Below are 24,504 nucleotides of genomic sequence, written 5' to 3'. Positions count from 1 at the left end.
TTTCCATTACATCATAACAACATCAAACTGCTCTTGTATGTACAGAGGCTCAGCCTGGATTTTAACTTGCTTACCAATAAAGACTTCAAGCTCCGCAAGCGCATGAGATTCATCGCCCTCTAACGCCTCAGCTACGGCAGCTGCCGCATAGACCACAAATTTATCGGCGTCGTACGCACGATTCACTCGCGTGATCTCTCGAAGAATTTCATAACAAACGGTTTCAACTGTCTTCACACTGCCGCGGCCTTCACAAGCAGGACAGCTCGAACATAGGATATGCTCAATACTTTCCCGAGTACGTTTACGAGTCATCTCAACCAACCCAAGCTGCGTGAAGCCATTAATATTGGTTTTCACACGGTCTTTGTCGAGCGCAGCCTCTAAAGAAGTTAGTACTCGCTTACGATGTTCCTCAGACAACATATCAATAAAGTCGATAATGATGATGCCACCTAAGTTACGTAGACGCAGCTGACGAGCAATCGCTTGAGTCGCTTCTACATTGGTGTTGAAAATCGTCTCTTCTAGATTACGACGACCAACAAACGCGCCAGTGTTGATATCAACCGTGGTCATCGCTTCAGTTTGGTCGATAATCAGATATCCACCAGACTTTAATTCGACTTTACGATCCAATGAACGCTGAATTTCGTTCTCGGTATCGTACATATCAAAGATAGGCTTATCACCTTCATACAGCTCAAGCTTGTCTGTCAGCTCAGGCACGTATTCAGAGGTAAACTCTTTTAGGTTTTCATACTCTAGACGAGAATCGACCTGAATCTTGCTCAGCTCAGTACCGACGAAGTCACGTAAGATACGTTGGCTTAAGCAAAGCTCACCATACAAACGAGTACGCGCCTTGTGCTTACCACGACGCTCTAATACTTTTAGCCATAATCGCTTCAAGAATGCGGCATCTTGTGCCAACTCATTTGAATCTGCACCTTCTGCTGCTGTGCGGATGATGAAGCCACCGTGTTCGTCACAGTAACGAGACACGACTTTTTTAAGACGGTTACGTTCAGACTCGCTGTCGATACGTTGAGATACACCAACATGACTTGCGCCCGGCATAAATACCAGATAACGAGACGGTAGAGTGATATCAGTGGTTAAGCGAGCACCTTTAGTACCAAGAGGGTCTTTGACCACTTGCACCACAATGTCTTGCCCTTGACGGACAAGCTCTGAAATATCACGAACCTGAAATTGTTTCTTTTCGTTTTCAGCGACACATTCAGTGTGTGGGACAATATCAGAGGCGTGTAAAAAAGCTGCTTTCTCAAGGCCTATATCCACAAAAGCCGCCTGCATTCCCGGAAGAACACGGCTTACACGTCCTTTATAGATATTTCCTACGATACCGCGTCGAGCATCTCGTTCGACATGGATCTCTTGAAGAGCCCCCCCTTCAATCATGGCCACACGAGTTTCACTCGGGGTCACGTTCAGCAACAATTCAGCACTCATGGTGCACCTCAGATTAGTAATTATAAGAATTCTTGCAGTAGCTGGTCCGTTTCAAATAAAGGTAAGCCGACAACGGCGTAATAACTACCTTCAATTCGGGTAACAAAGCGTCCGCCCAAACCTTGGATCCCATAGCTACCGGCTTTATCGCATGGCTCCCCTGTTTGCCAGTATTGTTCTATTTCTTTTTCACTGAGGGGTTTAAACCATACGTCGGTAATAATGATTTCTGTTCTTTGTTTTTCTTCTGAAACCACAGAAACCGCCGTCATCACTTGGTGACGTTCATTCGCTAACTGAGTAAGCATACGCTTAGAGTCAGCAAAATCGCAGGGCTTCTCAAGTACTTGCCCTTGACTAACAACGACGGTATCAGAACCAAGAACGACTATATCAGAGCCATTATCTACAGTATCAGAACTAGGAACGACATGCTGCCTTTCAGAAGGGTTATCTTTTAATAAAGACAACGCAGCTAAAGCTTTATCTAAAGATAGTCGCTTAACATATTCTTCGGCGGTTTCTTGAGCGTGTTTACACTCTTCAACATCGGTTACGAGGACAGAAAACTCATAACCGAGTTGAGATAGCAATTCTTTGCGGCGTGGAGAGCCGGATGCCAAAACTAAATGTTTCTTTTCCATCGTCACGCTACCTCACATGCCAATGGCGACGCACGCGTCTCATTAATAAAAACATCCAAGGCCAAAGTATACAGTTTATCAATGCGCTCCATAACGATAACGGATTGAAAACAACATCTTGGATCAAATATTCACCAAAGAAGATCAACACCTCAAACAAGACCGTTAACGCGGCAATGATCATCGCTTGCTGCCATAACGCCATGTTACGAATGACGAGGAAGTTCATCGCAATAATGTACATCACTATTGCCATCATCATGCCTCGAATACCCAGAGTAGAGCCGATCAAAAGGTCCCACAATAAGCCTAAAATCAAAGCACTACCCACGTTAACACGATGCGGTAGAGCCAAAACCCAGTAACACGTAACCAGCAGTAACCAAGATGGTCTAAATAAATCTAAGCTACCAGGCCAAGGGATCGTCTGCAGAATCAGTGCTATTAAAAATGAGCAGAAAATTACTACCTTGCTTCTCAAAACGCTATTGGCCATCTTCGCCCTCTAACAATGCTTGTTCTATGCTCGATTGATCCGCTTGCATCTGTTTGTTTTCATCAGGCCATACAAGCAGCAGGTATCTGAGCTTATCGAACTCAACCACAGGCTCTGCTTTAATCACAGCGAACTCACGTTTCGGGTCGTAATCAACGGCCGTAACATAGGCGACTGGATAACCTTCTGGATATACCCCACCAAGACCTGATGTCACCAACAGATCTTCTTCTTGTATATCGGTACTGGTTGGAATGTGCTCTAGCTGGATCTCATCAATCATGCCATTGCCCGAAGCAATCACACGGATGTCATTACGAATAACCTGAACAGGAATCGCATTGTTTGCATCAGTGAGTAGTAATACACGACTATTATGAGCAGCAACGAAAGTGACTTGGCCGACAATGCCTTTTTCGTTGATCACCGGCTGACCTTCATACACCCCATCAATCTGACCTTTGTCGATCACGACTTGATGGCGATATGGTGAAGTGTCTACCGCCATAACTTCTGTGACGACTTTCTTCTCATCACGGATAAACGGAGACCCCAACAGCTTACGAAGGCGCTTGTTTTCTTCTTGATATTGCTCAAGCAGAATCAGCTCGCTCTTCAGACGCAAGACTTCTCGTTTAATATTATGGTTGGATTCAATTAACCCTTTTCGAGTGCTAAAACGGTCGTAAACACCATCGAACATAGTGCGAGGCAAGTTGGCTGCATATTGAATAGGCGCAACCATGCTGTTTAATAGATAGCGAACATTTGAGAAAGCATCTAAACGACTATCAGCCAGCATAAGGCTGGCTGATAAAATTACAGCAAAAAACAGGCGCAATTGTAGAGAGGGACCTCTACCAAAAATTGGCTTCATTCTATATTTGGTCCTAGAGCTACATTTGATCCTATAGACAAGGTCCTAGGCTCTTTACATAAAACTAGATAATAAAAGAGCCTAACACTAGATATTATTCTTCGCTGAACAGATCGCCGCCGTGCATGTCGATCATCTCTAGAGCTTTACCGCCACCTAGAGCAACACACGTTAATGGCTCTTCTGCAACAACAACAGGGATACCTGTTTCTTCTGTTAACAGACGATCAAGGTCTTTAAGCAGTGCACCACCACCTGTTAGTACCATACCGTTTTCTGAGATATCAGAAGCTAGCTCTGGCGGACACTGCTCTAGTGCAACCATTACTGCAGATACGATGCCAGATAGAGGCTCTTGAAGTGCTTCAAGGATTTCGTTTGAGTTTAGGCTAAAGCTACGAGGCACACCTTCAGCAAGGTTACGACCACGTACTTCGATCTCTTCGACTTCATCGCCAGGGTAAGCTGAACCGATTTCGTGTTTGATCTTCTCTGCTGTCGCTTCACCGATCAAGCTGCCGTAGTTACGACGAACGTAGTTGATGATCGCTTCATCAAAACGGTCACCACCAATGCGAACAGAAGACGAGTAAACCACACCGTTCAGTGAGATAACCGCAACTTCAGTAGTACCACCACCGATATCAACAACCATTGAACCTGTTGGCTCAGAGACACGTAGGCCAGCACCAATCGCAGCAGCCATAGGCTCATCGATTAGGTAAACCTCACGAGCACCAGCACCTAACGCTGATTCACGGATAGCACGACGCTCAACCTGTGTTGAACCACAAGGTACACAAACCAAAACACGAGGACTTGGTTTAAGCACACTGTTGTCATGCACTTGTTTGATGAAGTGCTGAAGCATTTTTTCCGTTACGTAAAAGTCGGCAATTACACCGTCTTTCATTGGACGGATCGCTGAGATGTTACCAGGCGTACGACCAAGCATTTGCTTAGCAGCGTGGCCAACAGCAGCGACACTCTTTGCAGAACCCGCACGATCTTGGCGAATAGCTACAACTGAAGGCTCATCAAGAACAATGCCTTGGCCTTTTACATAAATAAGGGTATTGGCTGTACCTAAATCAATCGATAGGTCGTTTGAAAACATGCCACGAAGTTTTTTAAACATATTCTTCGCTCATCCTGCAAGAATTAGAAGACAAAAATTGCACTAAATGTACCAATGCCTTGCTGTTACGGCAAGGCATTGAAGTACAAACATGGACTGAAACCCGCAATTTCTTACAGATTCCTAACTTAAGGGGCAAAAATTATATTATTACTGACCTGTTAAGCCACTTTCACCTCGGTAGATCACACGATCGTTACCACGGTAGATACCAAATGTGACGACGGTGGATGGATCTTCATCACCCAGTTGGCGCCAGTTGTAACGTAGCCATGGTTGATCTTGATCACTGCCACTACATGAGATGTTATTTCCGCCATCGCTATCAGGCTCAGAGTCATCCATTCTTAACCACAGACGAACTTGCTCACGTGGCGCGTCTGTTCCTGCTGGCGTATTTTGATTTGCTGTGACCTCTTCTTCTCCATCATCCACATTTCCACTACCGTTAAGTAAAACTAAAGTGGTTGCCGCCCCTTCACTGTGCCAAATAACTTGTTTACAAGTATTAGCCCCATTGAAGGTACTGCGGTCATCATCCTCGTTAACAATAAACTCGTTGCCATCCCAGAACTCAGCGCGCAATGGAATAGTTAGAGTAGTATCAGAATTGCCACCAATATCATCTAGCACCATTCGACCATAACGAGCTGGAGGCTGGACCGGAAACTCGACAGAATCAGTCAAAATATCAGAGTCAGTAAATGAAACAGGATCAACTCCTGCAACAGTCAAGCCAAAGTGGGTAATAGTGGAGTTAGCATCTGAAGTATTAAACGGTGCATCTCTGCGGCTAACGTCATCTGAATCCGTAACTCGCTGAAGAACAGCGGCACTATCGTTCAACAACCAATGCTCACGATCAGCCGACCATGTTCCAGAGCCCGTATCTAGCAAGAAGCCGTTATCAGTGTTGCTATCATCTAAAACACCAAACTTTGCTTGTAACTCTGTATTAAAGAACCGGTAATTATTAAGAACATTATCCGTATCACCTTCACCAGAAGCCATTGGATATACTTGGTGAACTGTAGAATCATAAGGTTGACTTAGGTATGCGATATCCTTTTGATTGGCGACATTCCATTCCGGAGTACCTTGCACAAAGTATTTAGGGTAAAAGCGGCCAATAGATTTACTACCAGAGAAGCCGCCAAGGATACTTCCGTAGAAGCTGCCAGTTTCAGTTGCGATGAAATTAAAACTACCCACTTCTGAGTATTTTAAGCTCTCGAACTTATAACCTTTATTTGCCTGATCATTCGGCGAAATTTGTTTAGTTAGCTGAGCTACAGGGGTTAAATCACCTAGCTCAGCAGCAGGATAATCCGTAATTGAAGGGGTATCTAAAGTTGTTGTAACTTTCACGCTTGCTGCCGACTCAAAGTAATTATTCGTCAACAAATTATCATCAGTACAAACCGAAGATGAGTCGGTATGCTTTATCGGGCGGGCATAAACATCAAATGGAGATCCGGCAGCAGCAAAACTATCTGAGTCTTTCTCGTTGCTGTTTCCATCGGAGCTCTTGTTGGTGCAAATCGCAAATTTCCAAGGGCGAGAGTAGACCGAGAAACTTCCCTCTACATCATAATTCCCATCTTCGGGACAACCAGCGAAACCAGTACAATCAAAACTATTGTCTTTTAAAGTGACGTTGAAAAGCCCTGACTCAGAGATAGTTAAGTCAGTTGAGGCGCTACCTTTTTTGAACTCAGGTAAGTAGGTCAGCGAGCCATCGGAGCCACTCCAAGAACTATCAAGCTCATGAGCAATGATAACTTCATCCCCGGCTTCACCTATATAGTTCTCAGCAACAACAATTGAGTCACCAGAATCACACGCTAAAACTTTAGTTACTGTCGGTGTGGCCTGCCCTGCAATAACGTCAAGACGATTGGTTAGAGTATTGCCATCCACTAAAGAGAATTTAAATGGTACGAACTTAAACTGGCTTTCAACCTCTTTACCAGAATCATCGACTAATGTCGCCGTTAGCTTATAACCTGTATCAAAATCAATATTGGCAGTATCTTTAGCGACAACTTTTAAAGTTAATTCACCATCGTCATTTGAAACATAATTAGGGTAAGTACCTGAACCTTGTCCTTGCAGTACAGAAACGTCGAATTCATCAGCGTCTGGCGTAATACTCACCGTAACACCTAGGCTTCCCGCCACACCATTATTAGAGGTATTAATGGTAAATTGAGGGGAGTCGTCGCCACACATCAAAGCTAAATCGGTTGCTGGGGAAATATCAATTTCATAGTCATCCGAAGGTTGAAAACAATGATTGTCAGTCGCAATAATCTTAGAAGTATTCCTCAGGCTAATAGCCTTAGCAGTAACTGCACCATAAACCGTTGACTGGTTGCTCATAATGACATCGACTTCGCTATATAAAAGACCTCTAAACTCACTCCGGTTGGCAAAGTTAACAGTAGAGTTTTGCAATGCGTGGATAAAAACTACTAGTTGCCCATCACCTTCTTCACCGAAAAATGAATCATTATTACTTAAATTCACTTTTCCTATGTGAATAATAACTTTTTCTCCGTCAGGGATAATGACTCTCCCTGCGTTATTAATATCCAAACTACCGACCCAGTATGTGCCGCTATAAAATGTTACAGAGCCTTTTCCAACACTCAAACTTCCTATTGATTCATTATTAGAAAATTCTGCATCATCCTGCCATACATTTACAGTCTCCAGTCCATTATCAGGAGATTGGAAGCTTTCTAGTTCTTGCTTATTAACCAACAATCCTTCTTCACCATAACACTCCGTACTATCACAAGCGCTCTCCTTCTTATTTCCTGTTATCGTATTTTGAGGAAACCCTATATACCTCTTTCCATTTGATACTAACGCTCCTTCTATCCCCTCCGATGTATCCAACAAAATATAAGTATTCTCGTTATTTTTCCATGTTTGAGCTGGTGAAGGGAATAACTGACAAATTTCACTCGTTGGCGGCTTATCAAATAAAAAGTACGAATAGGGCTCTACAACATGCGCACGTTCATAATCTTGAGTCATGTCTTCTTCGTTGATTAAAGCAACACCAGTTTTCGATACTGAACAGCGCCTCAACCAGCCGCCATTGTTACCATTACGTGTACGCTTTGACGCGAGTAATGTAGGGATACCCGAAAAACCAGAAGCTGAAAAATCTTGCACAAGCTGACAACCTTCTGTGATTGGTTTGATAACCCTATCATCGATATTCAGCGTATTTGATGTTGACCCTTGGCCAAGCCAAAATTTCTGCCCATTTATAAATCCTTCTCCTAGCCCCGCGACAAAAGCAACTTGTTCATTACTAGTAAGCTGAGCATTAGATGAAACTTCTGAACGATCAAGGACTAGATTAAATGCATTTGTTGTCGGGTTTAGAGCTATTGGGGTTAACCAAACAGGAGCGCTACCTTGCATATTGCTCAAGCTTTGAATCTGTACTAAAACGCCTGGGGAAGAGCTAAAGTTGGATGACAAGCCAAAATCACTGAATTGCACCGATTTACTATTATTAGCTCCACCACCAGCATTTGAATAAGTACGGTTATAATCAATGGTCCCTGCAACTAATTTCGCCCCACTATCAAACTCCAGAACGCCTGGCTCAATGACCAAATAGTCGATATTTTCCATCGGAGCATCAACGTACTCCACTAAAGGATCGTTGGTATTGGTGCTGCATCGCCACTGCCCATTGTTATTCTGTTTCAAGCGAACACATGCCGCATCATGGGGTGGAAGTAGTTGCTTTATTGTTGCCTGGCTCGATGAAACAGACCAAACTCGGAGATCAGAAGGGTATTCTGTCGTCTTACTATCAAAGTTTGAACGACTCGCATTAACCGTTGACATGACAAACACCAAAGGCGCTGAATCATAGGTGTTTTCAAACTCAATGACACACTCTACTGTTGGTCCGGATATATCACATTTATCGGCAGGAACCGTACCAAACTCAAACTGAGGGTTGGTATTAACATTAGCTTGAACTAATGGAGATAAAAAAAGCGCAACTAATAATACAGAGAAATGCTTTATCATCGTTTATTCCCTCACCCAAACTTCTTGAATACGCTGTACTTGATTGATACCTGAACCACAAACAACCGAAGACTCTAAAACATAAAAAACAAAACCACCTAATTCACCACGACTTGAGCACTCTAAACTATTAAGAGAGCAGTTCATTGGTACTCTGGATATCAAAGATTTAGCTTCAGAAACTACACCAAGTGGCTCTAGGTTAGTACACGCGGCGGAAACAGCAGAAGAGGCAAGTGGGTCAAGGCTCGGATAAAACTGAGTCATTACATACTCATTAACAGAATGGCTTAATAGCCATGCCTGAGTGCCCAATACTGAGCGGGTATTGGTATCGTGAGTTGACCAACTGGTACGCGTTAAACTTGTCGCGAGAAACCCAACAATAACGATGACAAAAATAACTATTATAAGTGCGCTACCACGCTGTTGATAACTACGGGACATTGAGCACCTGCACTTCTTGTTCAAAGGTCGTGGTTTCACCATTAACAGTAAATGTAAAGGTTAGATCTACAATTCCATTTTGCTGAACCGTAGCCGGAGAATATAAAAGGGAGCTTTTAGCAACATTTAATTTATCACTAATGGTAACTGGCGCTCCACCATTGGCTCTTGTTAAAAAATCATCGCCAGAAAGACAGTATTCAACAGGATTATCATCGTCAAAAATATAATGCCGATTACTCACAGACCCTCCGACCAAATCACTAGCCTGATCGACCAAAGTAAATGCAGCTCCTGAGACATTTGTTCCTGTAACTTGGCTGATATTAGTTAATGAGAATACATTATCGATATTATTAATTTCTTCGTAAGGGCGCGTTGGGTTAATAACCATTGATAAGTTTTTCAGTGATTGAATATCACTATCTGAATCGCCTACTAAAAAATTAATATCTGCCCCTGATACCACATAGAAACCAGAGTCTACGATTGGGTAAAAAGAGACACAACCGCTAGATACTGCTGAGGGGAATAGGTTTGGTACTGCATGCCTCATCTCACGTGATATTTTTTCAATAACAAAATTGGCTTCAGTTTGTAAGCGATAACGTTCTACCGTACTAAAATAACCTTTTACACCCACTTCCGTGAAATTAGCTAAACCGAGCAACAGAATGCTAGATACAACGATGGCTAGAATCAACTCGATCAATGTAAAGCCTTTCATTCGCATCAATAGTTCCCCTTAAAAGCATTAAAGGACACTGTTGGCTGCGAGCTTGAAGTAACTTCGACAATGACAGATTTAAGATTACTACTCGCGCCTGATACTGGGTCTATAGAAACCTCAACTTGAAAGTTTATGTAGGTAGATGCATCTTTAATCAAGTTGCTTAGATCCGTTTCACCATCAAACGTATCAATATCCGTATAGCTTTGAGCAAGTAACCTAGACATAACACTACTACCTAATGCTGAAGCTCGATTGTAGTAGTTTGCATCGCTAGATTGGGCAGATTGTGGAGCTAAAAAAGAGGATAATGTAAGCGCCGCAAAACCCAGTAAGACGATTACAATCACTGATTCTATTAAAGTGAATCCTTTTACATTGTTTTTCACCATCAACACCTTCCCACTTCAGCAGAAACAAAGCCTTGCTCATTAATACAAACCCAAACTCGGTTTTCTGAGTTTGCTTGTTCACTGATCTCTATACCTACTCCAGCCGAAGCTGCTAGGGTAGGATTTCCTAAAAGGTCAAATTCCAGGGTGTTATCTGTAAGATCAGGTTGGTAGCGAAATAAGTACCCATGTTCCAACACACGATCACTTCGCGAAACTGACTCTTCGTCGGATGAGCACGCATTAGATGAACCAAGACAATTTCCATCAGCCACGAGTTGAAAATTATCTTGGTCTAAAGGAGATGACGAATCAAGGTTGGATTGCATGCGGTTGACTTGAACCTGCCTAACAACTGAAATGACTTGATCTTGTAAGGCATAAAGTTCAAAGCTACTTCGACCGGACATACGTGATACAGCGGTAATAGATACGATAGCAAGAATAATGATAACGATGATCAGCTCTACCAGAGTAAAGCCTTTGGGTGTGGGGCTGTTATCCATAATGAGCCTCTAACTGACTAGCGAACACTGATTATACAAGATAACGAAGCTTACGCTCTTATGTATATGAATAGTTTTGATATTTATGTGCTTTGGATAGAAAAAAGGCCAGCACTCGTGCTGGCCTAGAAAAATCTAGTCAAGTTATGGGGCTACAGTACATTCCGTAACAGTGTCTGTTACAACAATTACAGGCGCTGTATTTTTATCTTTAGCCTCAGTATATTTTACACAACTGGTTGTGTAATCTTTAATACCAAACGTTACAACAGTGCCCGCTGTAACATCTTTAATAAACGTAAAGTCTTCATTAGTACCAATGCCTTGAACGATTGCAGCAATAGCTGTAGACGATGCTTCAGGGTAACCAAATGCTACATTAATTGTTGTAGTACCGGCACTAACAGCTCCAGATGTATTTGACTCGATACCTGCAATGGCTGATTTACCGTAAATAATACCAGATGCACCTTGAATTGAACCTTTTAAGCCTTCAAGCGTTGCATTTTTAGCATCATCTTGCAGGTTTAGGAAACGTGGTGCCGCAGTTACAGCAAGAATACCTAGAATAACAATTACAACCACTAGTTCGATTAGGGTGAAACCGCCTTGTCTTTTCATAGTTAAGCTCTCTATGTTTAATTTTACGCAGACTTACTGCAAAGTTACGGTCACACGACCAGTTTTAATTTCGTAAACAAATTTGTGCTCGGTACTACCTTCTAATTGAACGTAAGTACACGTTGCATCACCTGAATTCGCTTGCGCTGAATATTTGTAATTTGAGCCACTAGCAACAGCTGAAACCGCACCAACTTTAGGTGGATTTTGCAGCAAGTTTTTCATCAACTCAGAACAGGTTTTATCTGAAATGTCTTGTGGTGCAGTGCTCGAATCGTTGTTCAGAGTCCATGGATAGCCGTCTCTAAAATCGGTATCGACATTGTTACTGTTCTTTGATCTTGTTAACCAAAAATCAACACCATCATAATTTACAGTATTGTATGTTTCAACACCAATCTTCTCAGATGGTCTAGCTTCAGCTTCCCATTGTGCTCGTGCCGACAAAACGGCGGTTGCAAAACCACCAGCGACACCTTCAATGCTTGATTTTTTAGCCTCATCTGTCACGTCGAGGAAGCGGGGTAAAGCAGCTACCGCCAATAAACCAACGACCACGATCACTATGACTAATTCGACAAGGGAGAAACCCTTTTGATTCTTAAGCATTTTCTACCTACTCATCTAATTATTAACGCGCATTATACATTCGCGCACGTATAAAACCATACAAAAACTGTCAATATTTTCACAAAGCCAAAATATTGGCTTTCACACTAAACCTTTCTTTCTTGAGTAATATATCTATCTGATACTTATCACTATAATGATAACGACAATGAAACTGTATGTTATCACTTTTATCTTCAACACTCGGTGAACTGAGCCCTAAAATACTATCTTGAGGGTATAATTCCTCAAGCCAATAATGACAGTCTCGCTCATCTCCTTGAATCGGCATTATCCAGCCTGTTCGGCTATAACTTTTAAGATGTTCCGAGCCATTGTCTTGCTCAGCACTCGATAACAAATACTGTTGTTTGAACAGGTTTGCTTGCTCTAAAATTCGCTTGCTCGCGACGATAAATGCCGTGTTAGTCGCTTCTTCTTCTACCGTTTTGAATGCCGAAAGCACACCGACAATAAGAAAAAGAATAACCACTGTCCAAATAACAAAACGTGAGCGTTGTAGGTTATTTAGCATTCCCTAGCCTTTGATCGCATCCAACATTCCCCACATCGGCAAGAAGATACCTAGCGCCAAAATCAGCACCATGCCTGCAACGATGGTTAACAAAATGGGTTCAATTCTGGCGGTTAAGGTTTTCAGATCGTAATCGACTTCGCGGTCATAAAAATCAGCCACTTCAAGTAATAGCTCATCAATACGACCCGTCTCTTCACCGACGGAGATCATTTGTATCACGAGCGGTGTGAAAATTTCGCTGTTAATCGCGGTCGACGAAACCGTACTACCGGCTTCAATGGCCGATTTCATGGCTTGAACTCGCAACTCTAGAAAACGGTTATCTAAAGCTTCCGCCGAAAGCGCTAGCGACTGGTTCAGTGGAACACCCGCTTTAAGCATCAAAGCAAAAGTACGCGAGAAGCGTGACAACAGTGCTCGATTCACTACCCCGCCAATGACCGGCATTTTTAAGCGTAATCGATCCCACTTTTCCAAGCCTTTGTCTGTCTTCACCCAAGCTTTAAAAGCGAAGATAAGACCAAAGATCACTCCAAGCATTAAGCCCCAGTAATTCACAAAGAACTCAGACATACCAATCAAGATACGAGTAGGCAGCGGCAAGTCGACACCAAAGCGCGCAAACATGCTTGAGAACTGTGGAATAACCTTGATGTTAAGAATGAACATTGCAATCAAGATAAAACTGATCACGAATGTTGGGTAACGCATCGCAGTCTTAATTCGTTTGCGAGTCTCAACTTCTTGTTCGTAATATCCAGCTAATTGCAGTAAAGCCTGATCTAGACGGCCTGTGTTTTCACCAACGCCAATCATCGAGACAAACAACGGACTGAATACCTTTGGGTGCATCTGCATTGACGCCGCTAAGCCGCGACCATTGGTTAGCTCAGCAACCACCTCTTCCAAGGCGGCTTTCAGCTGCTTATTTTCGCAGTTTTGAGTGAGGCCTTTCATCGATCTTAATAGTGGTACACCCGCTTTGGTTAGGCTGTATAACTGTCGACAAAACAGAACCAACACCTCTAACGGTACACTCGGAAAGAACAGACTCGATACATCCATATCTAAGACTGAACCACCACTTTTGCCCAGTTTGATAGAGGTTGGAATGATCCCTTTACTCATCAAGCTTTCAGCAGCAAGATCTTCGTTATTCGCGTCTAATTGCCCACTTACTTGACTACCATCAGAGCTGCGACCTACATAACGATACGTTGGCATATCATTCTACCCCTACAGATAAATTGGGTCAGTGGCACCGGACGCATCACCTTCGCCAAGATGCATTATCTCATCAAGACTCACGACACCTTGCAGAGCCAATTCCATCGCAGAAGCCAATAACGGTTTATAGTTTTCAGACTGTCTCGCCTTTTGAGCAAAACCTACCGCATCATTAGCTCTCAGTGCATCCATCATGTTTTGCTCTAGCTCCAACATTTCAAATACACCAATTCGCCCGCGGTAACCGGTTAAGTTACAGTTCTGGCAACCACGGCCTTTCATAAACGGCACACCTACTTGGTTAGGGAAACGGACGCTCAGCCATTGCTTGCGAGGTTCATCTAACTCATCCTCAACCTTACAATCTGTACACACTTTACGAACTAATCGCTGTGCGACTACTGCTCGAACAGCGCTCGCGACCAAGTAACCCGGAGCACCCATATCCATCATACGCAACGCGCTGTCTACCGCATCATTGGTATGTAACGTACTTAATACTAAGTGGCCGGTCAGTGCAGCTCTCAAGCCTATCTCAACGGTTTCGTGGTCACGCATCTCACCGATAAGAATAATATCGGGATCCTGACGTAGAAAGGTTCTCAAGATAGTAGAGAAATCGAGATTGATCTTAGGGTTTACCTGAACTTGATTCACACGAGGTAGGCGGTATTCCACCGGGTCTTCCGCAGTAATGATCTTTTTACCCGGTTCGTTTAATTCACTTAACGCGCCGTATAAGGTTGTTGTTTTACCTGAGCCGGTTGGTCCGGTAACCAAAATCATGCCATGTGGACGGCGCAATTGTTGACGCAGACGAACCAACAGATCACTCGGTATGCCCGACTCTTCTAGTTTACGTAGGCCTGCTGACTGGTTAAGAAGACGCATAACCACTGATTCACCGTGCTGTACTGGCATGGTCGACATACGAATATCAACCGACTGACCTTTAGATCGGATATTAAAGCGACCATCTTGAGGAAGACGTTTCTCTGAAATATCGAGGTTTGCCATCAGCTTCAAGCGCAGTACAAGTGCAGAAGCGATATTCACTTCATTCAGCAATGTTTCATGCAGTACGCCATCAATACGCTGACGAAGACGCAATACGTTTGAATCTGGCTCGATATGAATATCCGAAGCACCAACCTGAATAGCATCTTCAAATAGCGAGTTGATCAGCTTAACGACGGTAACTTCATCACTATCTTCTTCAGCGATATCGAAATCAAAGGCATCATTAACTTGGTGTTCAGCGTGAAGCTGTTCTGCAAACGAGGCGATCTCTTTGGTTCTTCGATAATAGCGATCGAAGCCATCAACCAATTGCCTTTCTTGAGCAACAACGAATTCCAGCGCGTAATCGCCGAGCTGACCAAGCAAAGACTCTTGGGCAAACAGATCGGCTGGGTCACTCATAGCAACACGTAAAGTGTCACCTTGGCGCCCAATCACTAAGGCACGAAGGCGACGAGCATGTACTTCTGGCAAAAGCTGTACCGCTTCAACATCGACAACGGCTCGGCTTAAATCAATAAGAGGAATCGCTAACTGCTGCGACAAAAAGCTCAGCATTTGCTGTTCTGACAAGAAGCCAAGCTCGATTAGCGCATCACCCAGCTTACGCCCAGTACTTTTCTGAGCGGCCAGTGCTTGTTCAACTTGAGCCTCAGTGATAATGCCTTCTTCGACAAGCAAATCACCAAGTCTTTTTCTTAATCTAATTTGCATCGCCGCTCTCCTCTAAAGCATTGAGTATTTTTAACCGGTCACGTACAAAGCTTTGTGATTGAGATGAGATACCGACTCTAGTCAACGCACCTTGATATGATTGTTTTGCTGCAGCGAAGTCTAACTGGCGTTCTTGCTGAATCGCTAAGCCCAACCACCAGCGAGCGTTATCTGAATCGACCTCAACCAACTTTTGATAACTCTCGAGTGCGATTTCTTCTTGCTGTGATTTTTGGCTCAACGCCGCACGCATTGCTAGATACTCTTGAGTTGGATGCGGAGGCATGTGTACTAAAGGGCTCAGCGCCGCTTCTGATTGATTCGCTTTAACCAGCAGTTTAGATAACCCTAATCGCAATTTTTCACTGTTGATGTTGAGCTTAATTCCAGACTGATAAAGCTCATAGGCTTTGCGAGTATCGCCTTTACCAAAATAGAGAATCGCAAGTTTCTGACGGACATCTTCATTTCGTGGCGTGTAGCGTAGAGCTTCAGTGTAGCCCTTCAACGCACCAGTAAGATCGTTCGCATCAAGCGCTTTCTGAGCTCGACCTTGAGCATTCACAGATAGCTGTTCCGGAGTTAACTCAACCTGTTCGATCAACATTCCGCTATTTTCTGAATCACCAGAGGCTACAGGCTCATTAGAGATAGACGCAGGATCTTTTTTGGCCACACTAGCAACGTAAACTGGTTGGGGGATGTCAGTCCTAATCGTTTTAGGCGTGCTTAGAGGTTTAGCCGGTGTTTGTTGTTTTGTCGCTTTTGGGGCAGACATAACAACTGATTCGGAAACACTAGGCTTAGATTGAGCGCTTTTTGCCATCGCAGTGTTTTCTGTTGAAAGGATCGCAGAGTCTAGTGTCACCAATTTCTTAGTTGGCGATGAGATAGGTTGAGCAACTTCCTGAATGCCATTTGAATCATCAACGACAGAGACTTGAACCTGTAAATCTCGAGTTGAGATTGACTGCTCAACAATAGACTGATCAATCACAGGGCCTTGCGATATCGCCCAACCGCCCATCGCTAAGCTCAAAGTAAAACCTGCAACAACCCAAACTAGGGGGGAACGCGTTTTTACTTTAGGTACGACTGCGGCTTCAATCGAAGTCGCTGACTTTTTCTTTGCCAATTCAGACAAGGCGTTGTTAATGACGCTCATAATTAATTCCAACCCCACAGTATTGGCGTTTTAAATTTAGGCTTACACACATCGTACGTTTCATGCATAGCTGAAAAAAGATGTTGGTTGTCGATACTTTTCTTATCTTCACTGAACGAAAGCAATAGAGCCTTATGGCAAAGTTGGTTTATCAATCTAGGGATACCTAACGACGAACGACAGATCGCCTTTTTTTGATTCAAGCTGAATAACTCAGGACTGCCACCAGATTTAGCGATTCGATTATCAATATAAGCCACCGTTTCATCGAGATTCAGCGGCCTCAGTGTCGAACTAAATGTGATTCTTTGGCGAAACTGCCTTAGGTGATAAGCCTCTAATCGAGCATCCAATTCTGGCTGACCTAATAGAACAATCTGCAGCAGTTTTTTATCTTCCGTTTCAAGGTTACCAAACAACCTTAATGTTTCGAGCGCTTCATCCGATAGAGCCTGAGCTTCATCAAGAATAGCCACCACTCTTAAACCAGAATTGTGCAATTCAATGAGCTTATGCTGAATGTTATCAACCAAGGTTGCTTCATTATCGACAGCTAAACCAAGCTCTGTTGCAACCGCCTGGCGCAAGTCTGCCCCTGATAACACAGGGTTTGGTAAGTAGATCAGAGCTGTACAGTCATGTAGGTGATTGACCAACATCCGGCAAACCATGGTTTTTCCAGTGCCTACCTCTCCGGTCACCTTAATCACGCCCTCGCCCATTTCCAACGCCGAGATTACCGTCTGAATCGCTTCGAAATGAGGCGCTAAACCATAGAAGAAATCGGTATTCGGCGTTAAGGTAAATGGCAGTTGTTCAAAACCAAAGTGAGCTTGATACATACGACGACCTAGCTTAGTGAGACACTGCCACTCTATATTGAGAAAGTAAGCAATTACTCTTCATCAGGGAACCACTGCTGAAGAAGATCACGTGAACGCTCCAACTCATTTTGCCAAGTATTCACACCCACGATCGTTGGCTTAAGCAAGATCACGAGCTCAGTTTTTTGCGTTAACTGATTGGTATTACGGAACAAATGACCTAAGGCTGGAATATCACCGAGGAATGGAACTTTAGAAGTCACATCACTGGTGTTGGATTTCATCAAACCACCAATAACAACCACATCGCCATCTCGAGCTCGAATCACTGAGTCAGACTCACGAATAGAGCTTTTCGCCAAAGGAAGCTGCACCACACCCGTTGTAGAACCAAGGTTGAGCTCTTTCACTTCTTCCTCGACCTCAATAACGGCTGGGTGAACATGTAAGAATACGCTACCTTTATCATCTATCTGAGGGGTCACATCTAAGGAGATACCCGAAAAGAACGGAGTTAACTCAACCTCAGGTGCGACGTTCGCGTTGTCACCACTGCCTACCGCGCTAGATAAATCCGTCACGTAGTATTCGTCAGTACCCACTTTGATAACCGCTTTCTGGTTGTTTGCAGCTGTGACTCGTGGGCTTGATAGAACGTTCAGGTCACCTTGAGTATCCATAAAGCTCAATACCGCTTCAAAACTGCCATCTGAGATCGTTACGTTGGTTTGCCCGCCTAACAAAGAGCTGATCGCATCTAATGGAGGCAAAGTTCCACCAGGTCGATCAATTACCACACCGCCGCTGCCAATCGACTTAGATAAATTAGACCAGCTAATACCTTGTTGGTAACCATCACTCAAGGTTACTTCCATGATTTTGGCTTCTAGGATAACTTGACGCTGCAGGCGTTTTTGAGAAATACCTAAGAACTCTCGAACCTCACGAATTTCGTCAGGGTAAGCACGCACTGTAATCACACTCGCTTGCGGGGTCACGACAACGCTTTGCCCATCGCCCGAGCCAATTAAGTGAGCAACCGCCGCTTCAAGCTGTGGCCAAAAATCACTTTCAGAGGTCGTTTCAATCTCTGTACCACCATTCGATGTCGAGTTTGATGAATTAGAAGAGTTAGATGAATTTGACGAGTTTGAGTTCGAGTTTGAAGAGCTCGATGAATTCGAATCTGAGTTAGAGATCGTGCCGGTGGTGATCGTCGTTAGTGAGCGACCAGAACGCTTAACTTGTAAGTAATCGACAGGGATCGTTACGGTGCGAAGACCGGCAGGATAAACTTGAATCACTTTGCCACGCTTTTCAATATCGTAGCCATACATATCTTGAGCAACAGCCAGTACCTCATCTAACGTCACGTCCGTTAGATTAAGCGTAAGGTTTCCAGACACACTTGGGTGAATAGCCGCACTATATTCCGTACCTTTCACTAAGCTGGCAAAAAAAGTTCTCGCTTCAACGCCTTTTGCCTGAATACGAAAACGCTTAACCGTTTCCATCCCCGGAGACATCGAGTCAGAATTAAGCTGAGGCATAAGGTCATCTTGAACCGACGAAGGCAGCTCATGAAGCGCTCTGCTATTGGCTTCATTAATTGATTCGTTTAAAGACTCTTTAATCTCAACAGGATCTCTATGCCCCATCGAACAGCCGACTAAAGATGACACTAGGATTGCTACTACAAGTTTACGCATGTCTTCACTCTAACCTTAATTATTCTTAACATCTAAAGAGAACATCTCTAATTTCCACTGCTTAGAGCTTCTCTGCAGAGTGACGTATTCTGAATCTATGTTCTTAACTCGGTACCCTCTGATCGTTTCCCCTTGTCCGAGAATCTGACCATTCATAATCGCATAGCAAGGCGTATCTCCCTTACACACGATGCTTTCTAAAGAAGGCAAGCGATAACGAGTTGGTGCTTTCTTAGCAGGCGCCGTTTTCTGTTGAGGTGAAAGCCAGCCTAATGGCGCCGTGGGATCTTGCTCAGCCCACACAAAAGAGCTACTAAATAGCAAGGACAACAAAAGAGTTCTAACCACCGATAAACTCCTGTCTAGTACCTAATGTGTAAACCTCGAACACCAGTCGAGCTTTAGGATATTCTTCTACTGAGTATTCAAATGTGCGCCAGTAGTAACTCACAGGTAGAGACTCAAGTGCTTGAAGGTAAGCTGAGATATCAAAGTAACTGCCGGTTAGCTCCATTCTTACAGGGTGAAGAAAGTAGCCTGAATATTCGCTGGTCTCTTTATTGTTCGAAATCGCTTCTGGTTTTAATGACTCTAGCGATTCAAGCTTTAGTCCATTACCGGCGTTAAGAACGCTCTCCAGTAACTGCGACATTTGAGAAGGTGTGATTAATCCATCAACAATCTGAGAAAGCTGAAGAGAGAGATCTTGGCTCTCCACCAGCAGCTTTTTGTACTCTCGATTAATTTCTTTGTCTGGGTCTTTGTTTAACTGAGCTTGCAGAACAAGTAACTCACCTTGCTGCCTTTGATTCGATTGAGTCAGGCTGCTCGCCTTGGCATTTTTAGCTTGTAGATCGAGATACGCAGGCTCAACCAATAAGGTGAACAACAACATCGATAGGCCAACAAAACCACACACAAAAAGTAGCCATTTTTCTCTTTGACTTAATGCAAGAAACTTATCGCTCAGCTGGTTCCACTGCTGCATTATTTACTCTCCCGACGAGTACTTAGCTCAAACGTCACCACATCCTGATCATTACGGCCAATTTTTAGTTTTTCAAAAGTGCGTCCGACTAAATTAAGCTCACTTTTAAACTGACCAATCCAGTTCGGAACGACATTTGCGTTACGAGCCAAGCCACTAAGATCTAAAGTATCGTGGGTCATGTAGATGTGCGAAAGAGAAATGTCATTTCGGCCTAATTTAGCTAAGGAATTCATGACGCCAGAATACCCGACTTGTTGGGATTCGTCGTATTGTCCAACAGCCTTCAAAGCCTCTTTTTTAGCCTCAGTCTCACGTTTGAGACGCGCAACCGCCGCGACTTTCTCTGGAGACGGTTTATGCTGAGTTAACTTACTATTCAATTGGTTAACTTGCTTGTTAAGTTGATTCGAGTCTTGTTGCAGGGATGTTAGCTCTTTATCTAGATTAGAAACTTGATACTGCATTGCGAAGTAACCACCAAGCATCAAAACACAAATTACTCCCCAGCTCGCAACAACATTGGTCAGCGTAAAATATTCTTTTTTAGGCTTAAGGTGTTCAGGGTAAAGATTGACCTTAAACGTCTCTTTTTCAGCTGCAAGTTTAAGCAACAAACTCTCTGAATTATCACGCTCACCTTCAACCAACAGTGAAACTGTCGAGCTCAATGTACTGTTTAAGGCACTTTGTAACTCTGCTTCATCTTCTTCGTCACAACAGATTTTAAGCTGGTGAAGCTGGGTGCCTTTAATTTGAGAAGAAAGGTAATCAATCGAGCGTTGAAGCTCTAAAGCGAGGCCATCTAACTGCAGAGCACTTGACGCAACACCCGTTAAAGGTGGCACAACACTGCGGATGGTTCTTTGAAAACAAACGGTATTTTCGACAAACGCACCCAATTTAAAGTGTGAATTGACGCTACGTTGTAAAAGAATGAAATTAGACAGTTCGCCTGCACTGTAACCCCAGATTTCATCTTCAGGAGCAACACCTATTAATTCAACCTGAGCCGAATTAGTGATATTCAAAAGCTTGTCCAACAGCTTTTTAGGCAGAACATACACTTGCAGCTTATTCGACGTCGGTAACGCGACTGCACTCGCGATAATTTCAGTCACTCTTTCAGAGACAAGATCTTTGAGTAAAAAAGGCAAGGCAACCGACCATTCACTCTCTGGAATGTCCGGTTTATCAATTTGGTAGGTTTGGTAGTAGTTAGCACAGACAATCAGCTGGAGGCTATTACTGGTAAACGCCTCACTGCTAAGCGATTTTTTTAGCGCACTCTCCCAGTCCCCATTAACCACGGGAATGCTGGTTACTTGAGGTTCTTGTTCTGTCGATGAAATATAAATGGCATCGTTGCCTAACATGACAACTTGAGAGCTGTCTTTATTATTCGTTGGCTTTATCTTGTCTAAAATCGCTTTAAAATTCATTGTTAACTACTACTCTTACGCCATCGATTTCTTCGTCCAACTTTCACAACAGATTCCGCTTTCGCGACCTTTTCAGCTTGATTAGGCAAAGGGATAATTTGTTGTTCTTCGTCGAAATATCTCCCTTGATAGCCGTTAATGCCTAACTCTATCAAGGTGTTCTTTTCTTGTTCTGTCTCGACTCCAACGGCAATAACTTGAGTTGGGGAGTCACCGCATGCCCCAATTAAGCTTCGGACAAACAGTTGGTTCTCATGCCTTTGATCGATTTTCTTTATTAGGCTTCGATGAAGCTTAATATAATTAACCTTCAAATCCTTTATATAGTGAGTGCTAACAATGGTTCGCCCAGCTTGGCCAACCACAACTTTACACCCTAAACCTCGCAACATCTTTGCCACCGGTCTCATATAATCAAGATGAGCAATCAAGTGCCCTTCTGGAAACTCAAACGCAAGCTGAGAGCGGTGTTGAGCAGAGAGCTGTAACAACTCACTCCTAAACCACTTAAAGTGCTGTTTATTAGCAAACGGGGTAACATTCAGATTCACTGAATAGTTGATAGGTTGAGTTGATTCTTTCAACGATTTCAACACAACCTTTAGAACCGATTGGTCCATTTGAGCTTGATAACCCACTTGCTCTACCGCAGGCATAAATCGAGACGATTTCAATAAACCTTTGTCAGGATCCTGAATTCTAGTAAATATTTCTCTATGTAATTCATTAACTTGACCAGATTCCGGCATAAGATAACACCGCTGAGCAAAGATTACTAAATTTTCAGGAAGCAGCGCTTTATCAAGTAATGTTCTCCAACGAACACTGCCTCTATCAAGCTCATTCTTATTCTCTTTCGGGTAACGGCTCCAGTTATTAATACGCTCTAACTGAGCACTCTTTAGTGCCGTTTCCGTTTCATCCATGATCTGGCTATGACGCTCACCTTCGGTATACATGGTCACACCAATATGACACCAGTTATCCGACTCTAAAGGCTCTGGCGGAGTTAGCTTATCTAACTGCCTTAAACACTGAGCAGCCAAGGTCGCAATATCTTTTGCGCCCTGATGAGGGATAAATACAGCAAAGTCCGCTTCGTAATAGCGAGAAAAAATGACATCGGGATAGCGTTGAACGATATTCGACAGTACTTCACCGACTTCAATAATAAAGCCGTCTGTGGTTTGCTTATCGTTAGCATCACTAACTTGCTCCCATTCGTCGATACGTATCAGTAACACACCGCCTCGAGCACCACTTTCATGCAGTGCCGATTCCAGCTTATTATCGAATAAAACTCGGTTTGCCGTTCCCGTGAGTTTATCTAGGAAAGTATGGGTACGAATAAAGGTATCAAAGCGACTTCGTTCTTGACGAGCATCTTGTAGCTCTTCAATCAATACATCTAAGGCTTCGCTTGCGGTATAAGGCCACTCTCGCTCATCTCCCTTTGCATGAGCTTCAACCTGACCGGCCAAGATCATTCTTCCTCGCTCTTCCAAGATTTCAGAACCCATGAGTTGTTCTTTCAACCAACGAACACCGCGAGCAAGACAGAACAGAACCAATGCGACAGCCAAAGTAATTGACCACATCGCTTCCATTGAGTAGTTGTAGCCAATATAAGGAGGAAGTGCTTTAAATTCGATTCGGTAGCCTTCATTACGCTCTAAAATGAAGCTTTTCTCATAAAGACGATTGGGGTCAATTTGTGGGGAGGTATCTTTGAAACGATAAACGATGCCGGTCTTGTTCGAGAGTTTCATCTCAACAATATTGCTCGCCTGCAACATCTTAGGCATCCAACGCTGCATTGAATACGCGGCGTCAGGGTCTTCCATCTCTTTATCTACAACGTCGACAATGCCAACCAAATAATGGTCTAAATATTCCTGTCCAATACGCTTAAAGGAAAGTGTGCCACCAATAAAAAGAATGAACATAGCGCTGATCACTATCACGGTGACAAATGCGACCAATCGAGTGCTCAATTTTAGTGTCGGGGTATATCTCATGAATAACGAAATCCTTTTCAACTCACATTATACCGTATTGCTACTTATACTATAAATTGACGTTGTAAATAAAGCGTTAAGAATTGTAGGTAACAAAAAGCCGCGATGAACGCGGCTTTTTCCAATTTAATACTGTCTTTATAATATATTAAAAACAGGGATTAAAATGGGATGTCATCATCAAAATCCATTGGCGGCTCATTATATTGAGGTTGAGCCTGCTGAGGAGCTTGTTGAGGTGCTTTTGGCTGCTGTTGAGCGGGAGCACTGTATTGTTGTTGCTGTTGTTGTGGCTGCTGTGGCTGACCCCAACCACCTTGCTGTTGGTTGTTACCCATGCCACCTTGAGCAGGAGCACCACCTTGAGCACGGCCGCCAAGCATTTGCATTACACCATTGAAGCCTTGAACAACCACTTCAGTTGTGTAGCGATCTTGACCGCTTTGATCTTGCCATTTACGAGTTTGAAGTTGACCTTCAATGTAAACTTGAGAACCTTTACGTAGGTACTCACCAGCAACTTCCGCAAGCTTGCCAAACAGAGCAACACGGTGCCATTCTGTTTTTTCACGCTGCTCGCCAGTTGCTTTATCACGCCATGACTCTGACGTTGCAATGGTAATGTTCGCTACTGCGCCGCCATTTGGCATGTAACGAATTTCAGGGTCATTACCTAGGTTACCCACTAATATAACTTTGTTAACTCCACGGCTAGCCATGATTTGCTCCGTCTAAATTCATAGTCTCAGAAAATTTTAGCGCACAAGAATAGCATGCTTTTCTGCAGTGATAAATCGCATTCCTATTCTCTCCTCACTACAAAGAATAAAAACGTAACAAATCATGATATTCAGAGCG

The 24,504-nt window shown here is 43.5% G+C and carries 23 protein-coding genes; all 23 read right to left on the bottom strand.

Annotation, left to right across the window (positions count from 1 at the left end):
• Window positions 1–6 precede the first annotated feature (6 nt).
• The 23 genes from rng to AB4185_RS11710 all read right to left on the bottom strand — a co-directional run bounded on the left by rng (window position 7) and on the right by AB4185_RS11710 (window position 24,365).
• Window positions 7–1,476, bottom strand: coding sequence for a ribonuclease G (gene rng, locus AB4185_RS11820; protein ID WP_017061363.1), 1,470 nt, complete (start codon window positions 1,474–1,476; stop codon window positions 7–9).
• 20 nt (window positions 1,477–1,496) lie between these two features.
• Complete coding sequence (locus AB4185_RS11815) at window positions 1,497–2,120, bottom strand: nucleoside triphosphate pyrophosphatase (protein ID WP_372082783.1); 624 nt, start codon at window positions 2,118–2,120, stop codon at window positions 1,497–1,499.
• Between the two features lie 7 nt (window positions 2,121–2,127).
• Complete coding sequence (gene mreD, locus AB4185_RS11810; protein ID WP_017061361.1) at window positions 2,128–2,616, bottom strand: rod shape-determining protein MreD; 489 nt, start codon at window positions 2,614–2,616, stop codon at window positions 2,128–2,130.
• Window positions 2,606–3,493, bottom strand: coding sequence for a rod shape-determining protein MreC (gene mreC, locus AB4185_RS11805; protein WP_004735927.1), 888 nt, complete (start codon window positions 3,491–3,493; stop codon window positions 2,606–2,608). The genes mreD and mreC overlap by 11 nt, the downstream gene beginning before the upstream one ends.
• 94 nt (window positions 3,494–3,587) lie before the next feature.
• On the bottom strand, window positions 3,588–4,631 hold the full coding sequence (locus AB4185_RS11800; RefSeq protein WP_017062957.1) for a rod shape-determining protein: 1,044 nt from the start codon (window positions 4,629–4,631) through the stop codon (window positions 3,588–3,590).
• A 150-nt stretch (window positions 4,632–4,781) separates the two neighbouring features.
• Complete coding sequence (locus AB4185_RS11795; RefSeq protein ID WP_372135488.1) at window positions 4,782–8,696, bottom strand: DUF6701 domain-containing protein; 3,915 nt, start codon at window positions 8,694–8,696, stop codon at window positions 4,782–4,784.
• A 3-nt stretch (window positions 8,697–8,699) separates the two neighbouring features.
• Window positions 8,700–9,143, bottom strand: a complete 444-nt coding sequence (locus AB4185_RS11790) for a hypothetical protein (RefSeq protein WP_029235849.1) — start codon at window positions 9,141–9,143, stop codon at window positions 8,700–8,702.
• Window positions 9,133–9,876, bottom strand: coding sequence for a PilW family protein (locus AB4185_RS11785; RefSeq protein WP_017066956.1), 744 nt, complete (start codon window positions 9,874–9,876; stop codon window positions 9,133–9,135). Before AB4185_RS11785 ends, AB4185_RS11790 begins: the two co-directional genes overlap by 11 nt.
• The gene (locus tag AB4185_RS11780) at window positions 9,876–10,265 is read right to left on the bottom strand and encodes a prepilin-type N-terminal cleavage/methylation domain-containing protein (RefSeq protein ID WP_016790948.1); all 390 of its coding nucleotides are present in this window, start codon (window positions 10,263–10,265) and stop codon (window positions 9,876–9,878) included. Before AB4185_RS11780 ends, AB4185_RS11785 begins: the two co-directional genes overlap by 1 nt.
• Window positions 10,265–10,771, bottom strand: coding sequence for a prepilin-type N-terminal cleavage/methylation domain-containing protein (locus AB4185_RS11775; RefSeq protein ID WP_372135487.1), 507 nt, complete (start codon window positions 10,769–10,771; stop codon window positions 10,265–10,267). Before AB4185_RS11775 ends, AB4185_RS11780 begins: the two co-directional genes overlap by 1 nt.
• Before the next feature lie 144 nt (window positions 10,772–10,915).
• A complete protein-coding gene (locus AB4185_RS11770; protein ID WP_108167446.1) occupies window positions 10,916–11,392 on the bottom strand; it encodes a type II secretion system protein in 477 nt (158 codons plus the stop codon).
• Window positions 11,393–11,425: 33 nt separating this feature from the next.
• Window positions 11,426–12,001: a prepilin-type N-terminal cleavage/methylation domain-containing protein gene (locus tag AB4185_RS11765; RefSeq protein ID WP_372135486.1), complete on the bottom strand. Its 576-nt coding sequence runs from the start codon at window positions 11,999–12,001 to the stop codon at window positions 11,426–11,428.
• Window positions 12,002–12,080: 79 nt separating this feature from the next.
• Window positions 12,081–12,536, bottom strand: a complete 456-nt coding sequence (locus tag AB4185_RS11760) for an MSHA biogenesis protein MshF (protein WP_372135485.1) — start codon at window positions 12,534–12,536, stop codon at window positions 12,081–12,083.
• 3 nt (window positions 12,537–12,539) lie between these two features.
• The gene (locus AB4185_RS11755) at window positions 12,540–13,763 is read right to left on the bottom strand and encodes a type II secretion system F family protein (protein ID WP_017061351.1); all 1,224 of its coding nucleotides are present in this window, start codon (window positions 13,761–13,763) and stop codon (window positions 12,540–12,542) included.
• Window positions 13,764–13,775: 12 nt separating this feature from the next.
• Window positions 13,776–15,500 carry a GspE/PulE family protein gene (locus tag AB4185_RS11750; protein WP_229648290.1) on the bottom strand — a complete coding sequence of 575 codons (1,725 nt, stop codon included), beginning with the start codon at window positions 15,498–15,500 and terminating at the stop codon, window positions 13,776–13,778.
• The gene (locus AB4185_RS11745) at window positions 15,490–16,665 is read right to left on the bottom strand and encodes a lipopolysaccharide assembly protein LapB (protein WP_017061349.1); all 1,176 of its coding nucleotides are present in this window, start codon (window positions 16,663–16,665) and stop codon (window positions 15,490–15,492) included. The genes AB4185_RS11750 and AB4185_RS11745 overlap by 11 nt, the downstream gene beginning before the upstream one ends.
• 2 nt (window positions 16,666–16,667) lie before the next feature.
• Entirely contained in the window at window positions 16,668–17,507 is an 840-nt protein-coding gene (locus tag AB4185_RS11740) for an ExeA family protein (protein WP_017061348.1), read from the bottom strand.
• 53 nt (window positions 17,508–17,560) lie between these two features.
• Window positions 17,561–19,198 (bottom strand): pilus (MSHA type) biogenesis protein MshL, encoded by a 1,638-nt coding sequence (mshL, locus tag AB4185_RS11735; protein ID WP_017065932.1) that lies wholly within the window; start codon window positions 19,196–19,198, stop codon window positions 17,561–17,563.
• Between the two features lie 15 nt (window positions 19,199–19,213).
• Entirely contained in the window at window positions 19,214–19,546 is a 333-nt protein-coding gene (locus AB4185_RS11730) for an MSHA biogenesis protein MshK (protein WP_372135484.1), read from the bottom strand.
• Window positions 19,539–20,186, bottom strand: coding sequence for a type 4a pilus biogenesis protein PilO (pilO, locus tag AB4185_RS11725; protein WP_017061345.1), 648 nt, complete (start codon window positions 20,184–20,186; stop codon window positions 19,539–19,541). The genes AB4185_RS11730 and pilO overlap by 8 nt, the downstream gene beginning before the upstream one ends.
• Window positions 20,186–21,628, bottom strand: a complete 1,443-nt coding sequence (locus AB4185_RS11720; protein WP_372135483.1) for an MSHA biogenesis protein MshI — start codon at window positions 21,626–21,628, stop codon at window positions 20,186–20,188. The genes pilO and AB4185_RS11720 overlap by 1 nt, the downstream gene beginning before the upstream one ends.
• 2 nt (window positions 21,629–21,630) lie before the next feature.
• Complete coding sequence (gene csrD, locus AB4185_RS11715) at window positions 21,631–23,646, bottom strand: RNase E specificity factor CsrD (RefSeq protein WP_372135482.1); 2,016 nt, start codon at window positions 23,644–23,646, stop codon at window positions 21,631–21,633.
• Window positions 23,647–23,807: 161 nt separating this feature from the next.
• The gene (locus AB4185_RS11710; RefSeq protein ID WP_017061342.1) at window positions 23,808–24,365 is read right to left on the bottom strand and encodes a single-stranded DNA-binding protein; all 558 of its coding nucleotides are present in this window, start codon (window positions 24,363–24,365) and stop codon (window positions 23,808–23,810) included.
• Between the last annotated feature and the right edge of the window lie 139 nt (window positions 24,366–24,504).

This window comes from Vibrio sp. 10N.286.48.F5, assembly GCF_041469785.1.
Lineage (GTDB): Bacteria > Pseudomonadota > Gammaproteobacteria > Enterobacterales > Vibrionaceae > Vibrio > Vibrio crassostreae_C.
Note: the sequence above shows the minus strand (reverse complement) of the source record. Positions and strands in the feature narration are given on the sequence as shown.

Excerpts from the sequence above, each read along its gene's own strand:
- AB4185_RS11790 (WP_029235849.1), bottom strand. The coding sequence starts at position 9,143 with ATGTCCCGTAGTTATCAACAGCGTGGTAGCGCACTTATAATAGTTATT.
- pilO (WP_017061345.1), bottom strand. The coding sequence starts at position 20,186 with ATGCAGCAGTGGAACCAGCTGAGCGATAAGTTTCTTGCATTAAGTCAA.
- AB4185_RS11740 (WP_017061348.1), bottom strand. The coding sequence starts at position 17,507 with ATGTATCAAGCTCACTTTGGTTTTGAACAACTGCCATTTACCTTAACG.
- mreD (WP_017061361.1), bottom strand. The coding sequence starts at position 2,616 with ATGGCCAATAGCGTTTTGAGAAGCAAGGTAGTAATTTTCTGCTCATTT.
- AB4185_RS11780 (WP_016790948.1), bottom strand. The coding sequence starts at position 10,265 with ATGGTGAAAAACAATGTAAAAGGATTCACTTTAATAGAATCAGTGATT.
- AB4185_RS11785 (WP_017066956.1), bottom strand. The coding sequence starts at position 9,876 with ATGCGAATGAAAGGCTTTACATTGATCGAGTTGATTCTAGCCATCGTT.
- AB4185_RS11720 (WP_372135483.1), bottom strand. The coding sequence starts at position 21,628 with ATGAATTTTAAAGCGATTTTAGACAAGATAAAGCCAACGAATAATAAA.
- AB4185_RS11755 (WP_017061351.1), bottom strand. The coding sequence starts at position 13,763 with ATGCCAACGTATCGTTATGTAGGTCGCAGCTCTGATGGTAGTCAAGTA.
- mreC (WP_004735927.1), bottom strand. The coding sequence starts at position 3,493 with ATGAAGCCAATTTTTGGTAGAGGTCCCTCTCTACAATTGCGCCTGTTT.
- AB4185_RS11795 (WP_372135488.1), bottom strand. The coding sequence starts at position 8,696 with ATGATAAAGCATTTCTCTGTATTATTAGTTGCGCTTTTTTTATCTCCA.
- AB4185_RS11770 (WP_108167446.1), bottom strand. The coding sequence starts at position 11,392 with ATGAAAAGACAAGGCGGTTTCACCCTAATCGAACTAGTGGTTGTAATT.
- AB4185_RS11745 (WP_017061349.1), bottom strand. The coding sequence starts at position 16,665 with ATGAGCGTCATTAACAACGCCTTGTCTGAATTGGCAAAGAAAAAGTCA.
- csrD (WP_372135482.1), bottom strand. The coding sequence starts at position 23,646 with ATGAGATATACCCCGACACTAAAATTGAGCACTCGATTGGTCGCATTT.
- AB4185_RS11775 (WP_372135487.1), bottom strand. The coding sequence starts at position 10,771 with ATGGATAACAGCCCCACACCCAAAGGCTTTACTCTGGTAGAGCTGATC.
- AB4185_RS11710 (WP_017061342.1), bottom strand. The coding sequence starts at position 24,365 with ATGGCTAGCCGTGGAGTTAACAAAGTTATATTAGTGGGTAACCTAGGT.
- mshL (WP_017065932.1), bottom strand. The coding sequence starts at position 19,198 with ATGCGTAAACTTGTAGTAGCAATCCTAGTGTCATCTTTAGTCGGCTGT.
- AB4185_RS11750 (WP_229648290.1), bottom strand. The coding sequence starts at position 15,500 with ATGCAAATTAGATTAAGAAAAAGACTTGGTGATTTGCTTGTCGAAGAA.
- AB4185_RS11760 (WP_372135485.1), bottom strand. The coding sequence starts at position 12,536 with ATGCTAAATAACCTACAACGCTCACGTTTTGTTATTTGGACAGTGGTT.
- rng (WP_017061363.1), bottom strand. The coding sequence starts at position 1,476 with ATGAGTGCTGAATTGTTGCTGAACGTGACCCCGAGTGAAACTCGTGTG.
- AB4185_RS11815 (WP_372082783.1), bottom strand. The coding sequence starts at position 2,120 with ATGGAAAAGAAACATTTAGTTTTGGCATCCGGCTCTCCACGCCGCAAA.
- AB4185_RS11800 (WP_017062957.1), bottom strand. The coding sequence starts at position 4,631 with ATGTTTAAAAAACTTCGTGGCATGTTTTCAAACGACCTATCGATTGAT.
- AB4185_RS11765 (WP_372135486.1), bottom strand. The coding sequence starts at position 12,001 with ATGCTTAAGAATCAAAAGGGTTTCTCCCTTGTCGAATTAGTCATAGTG.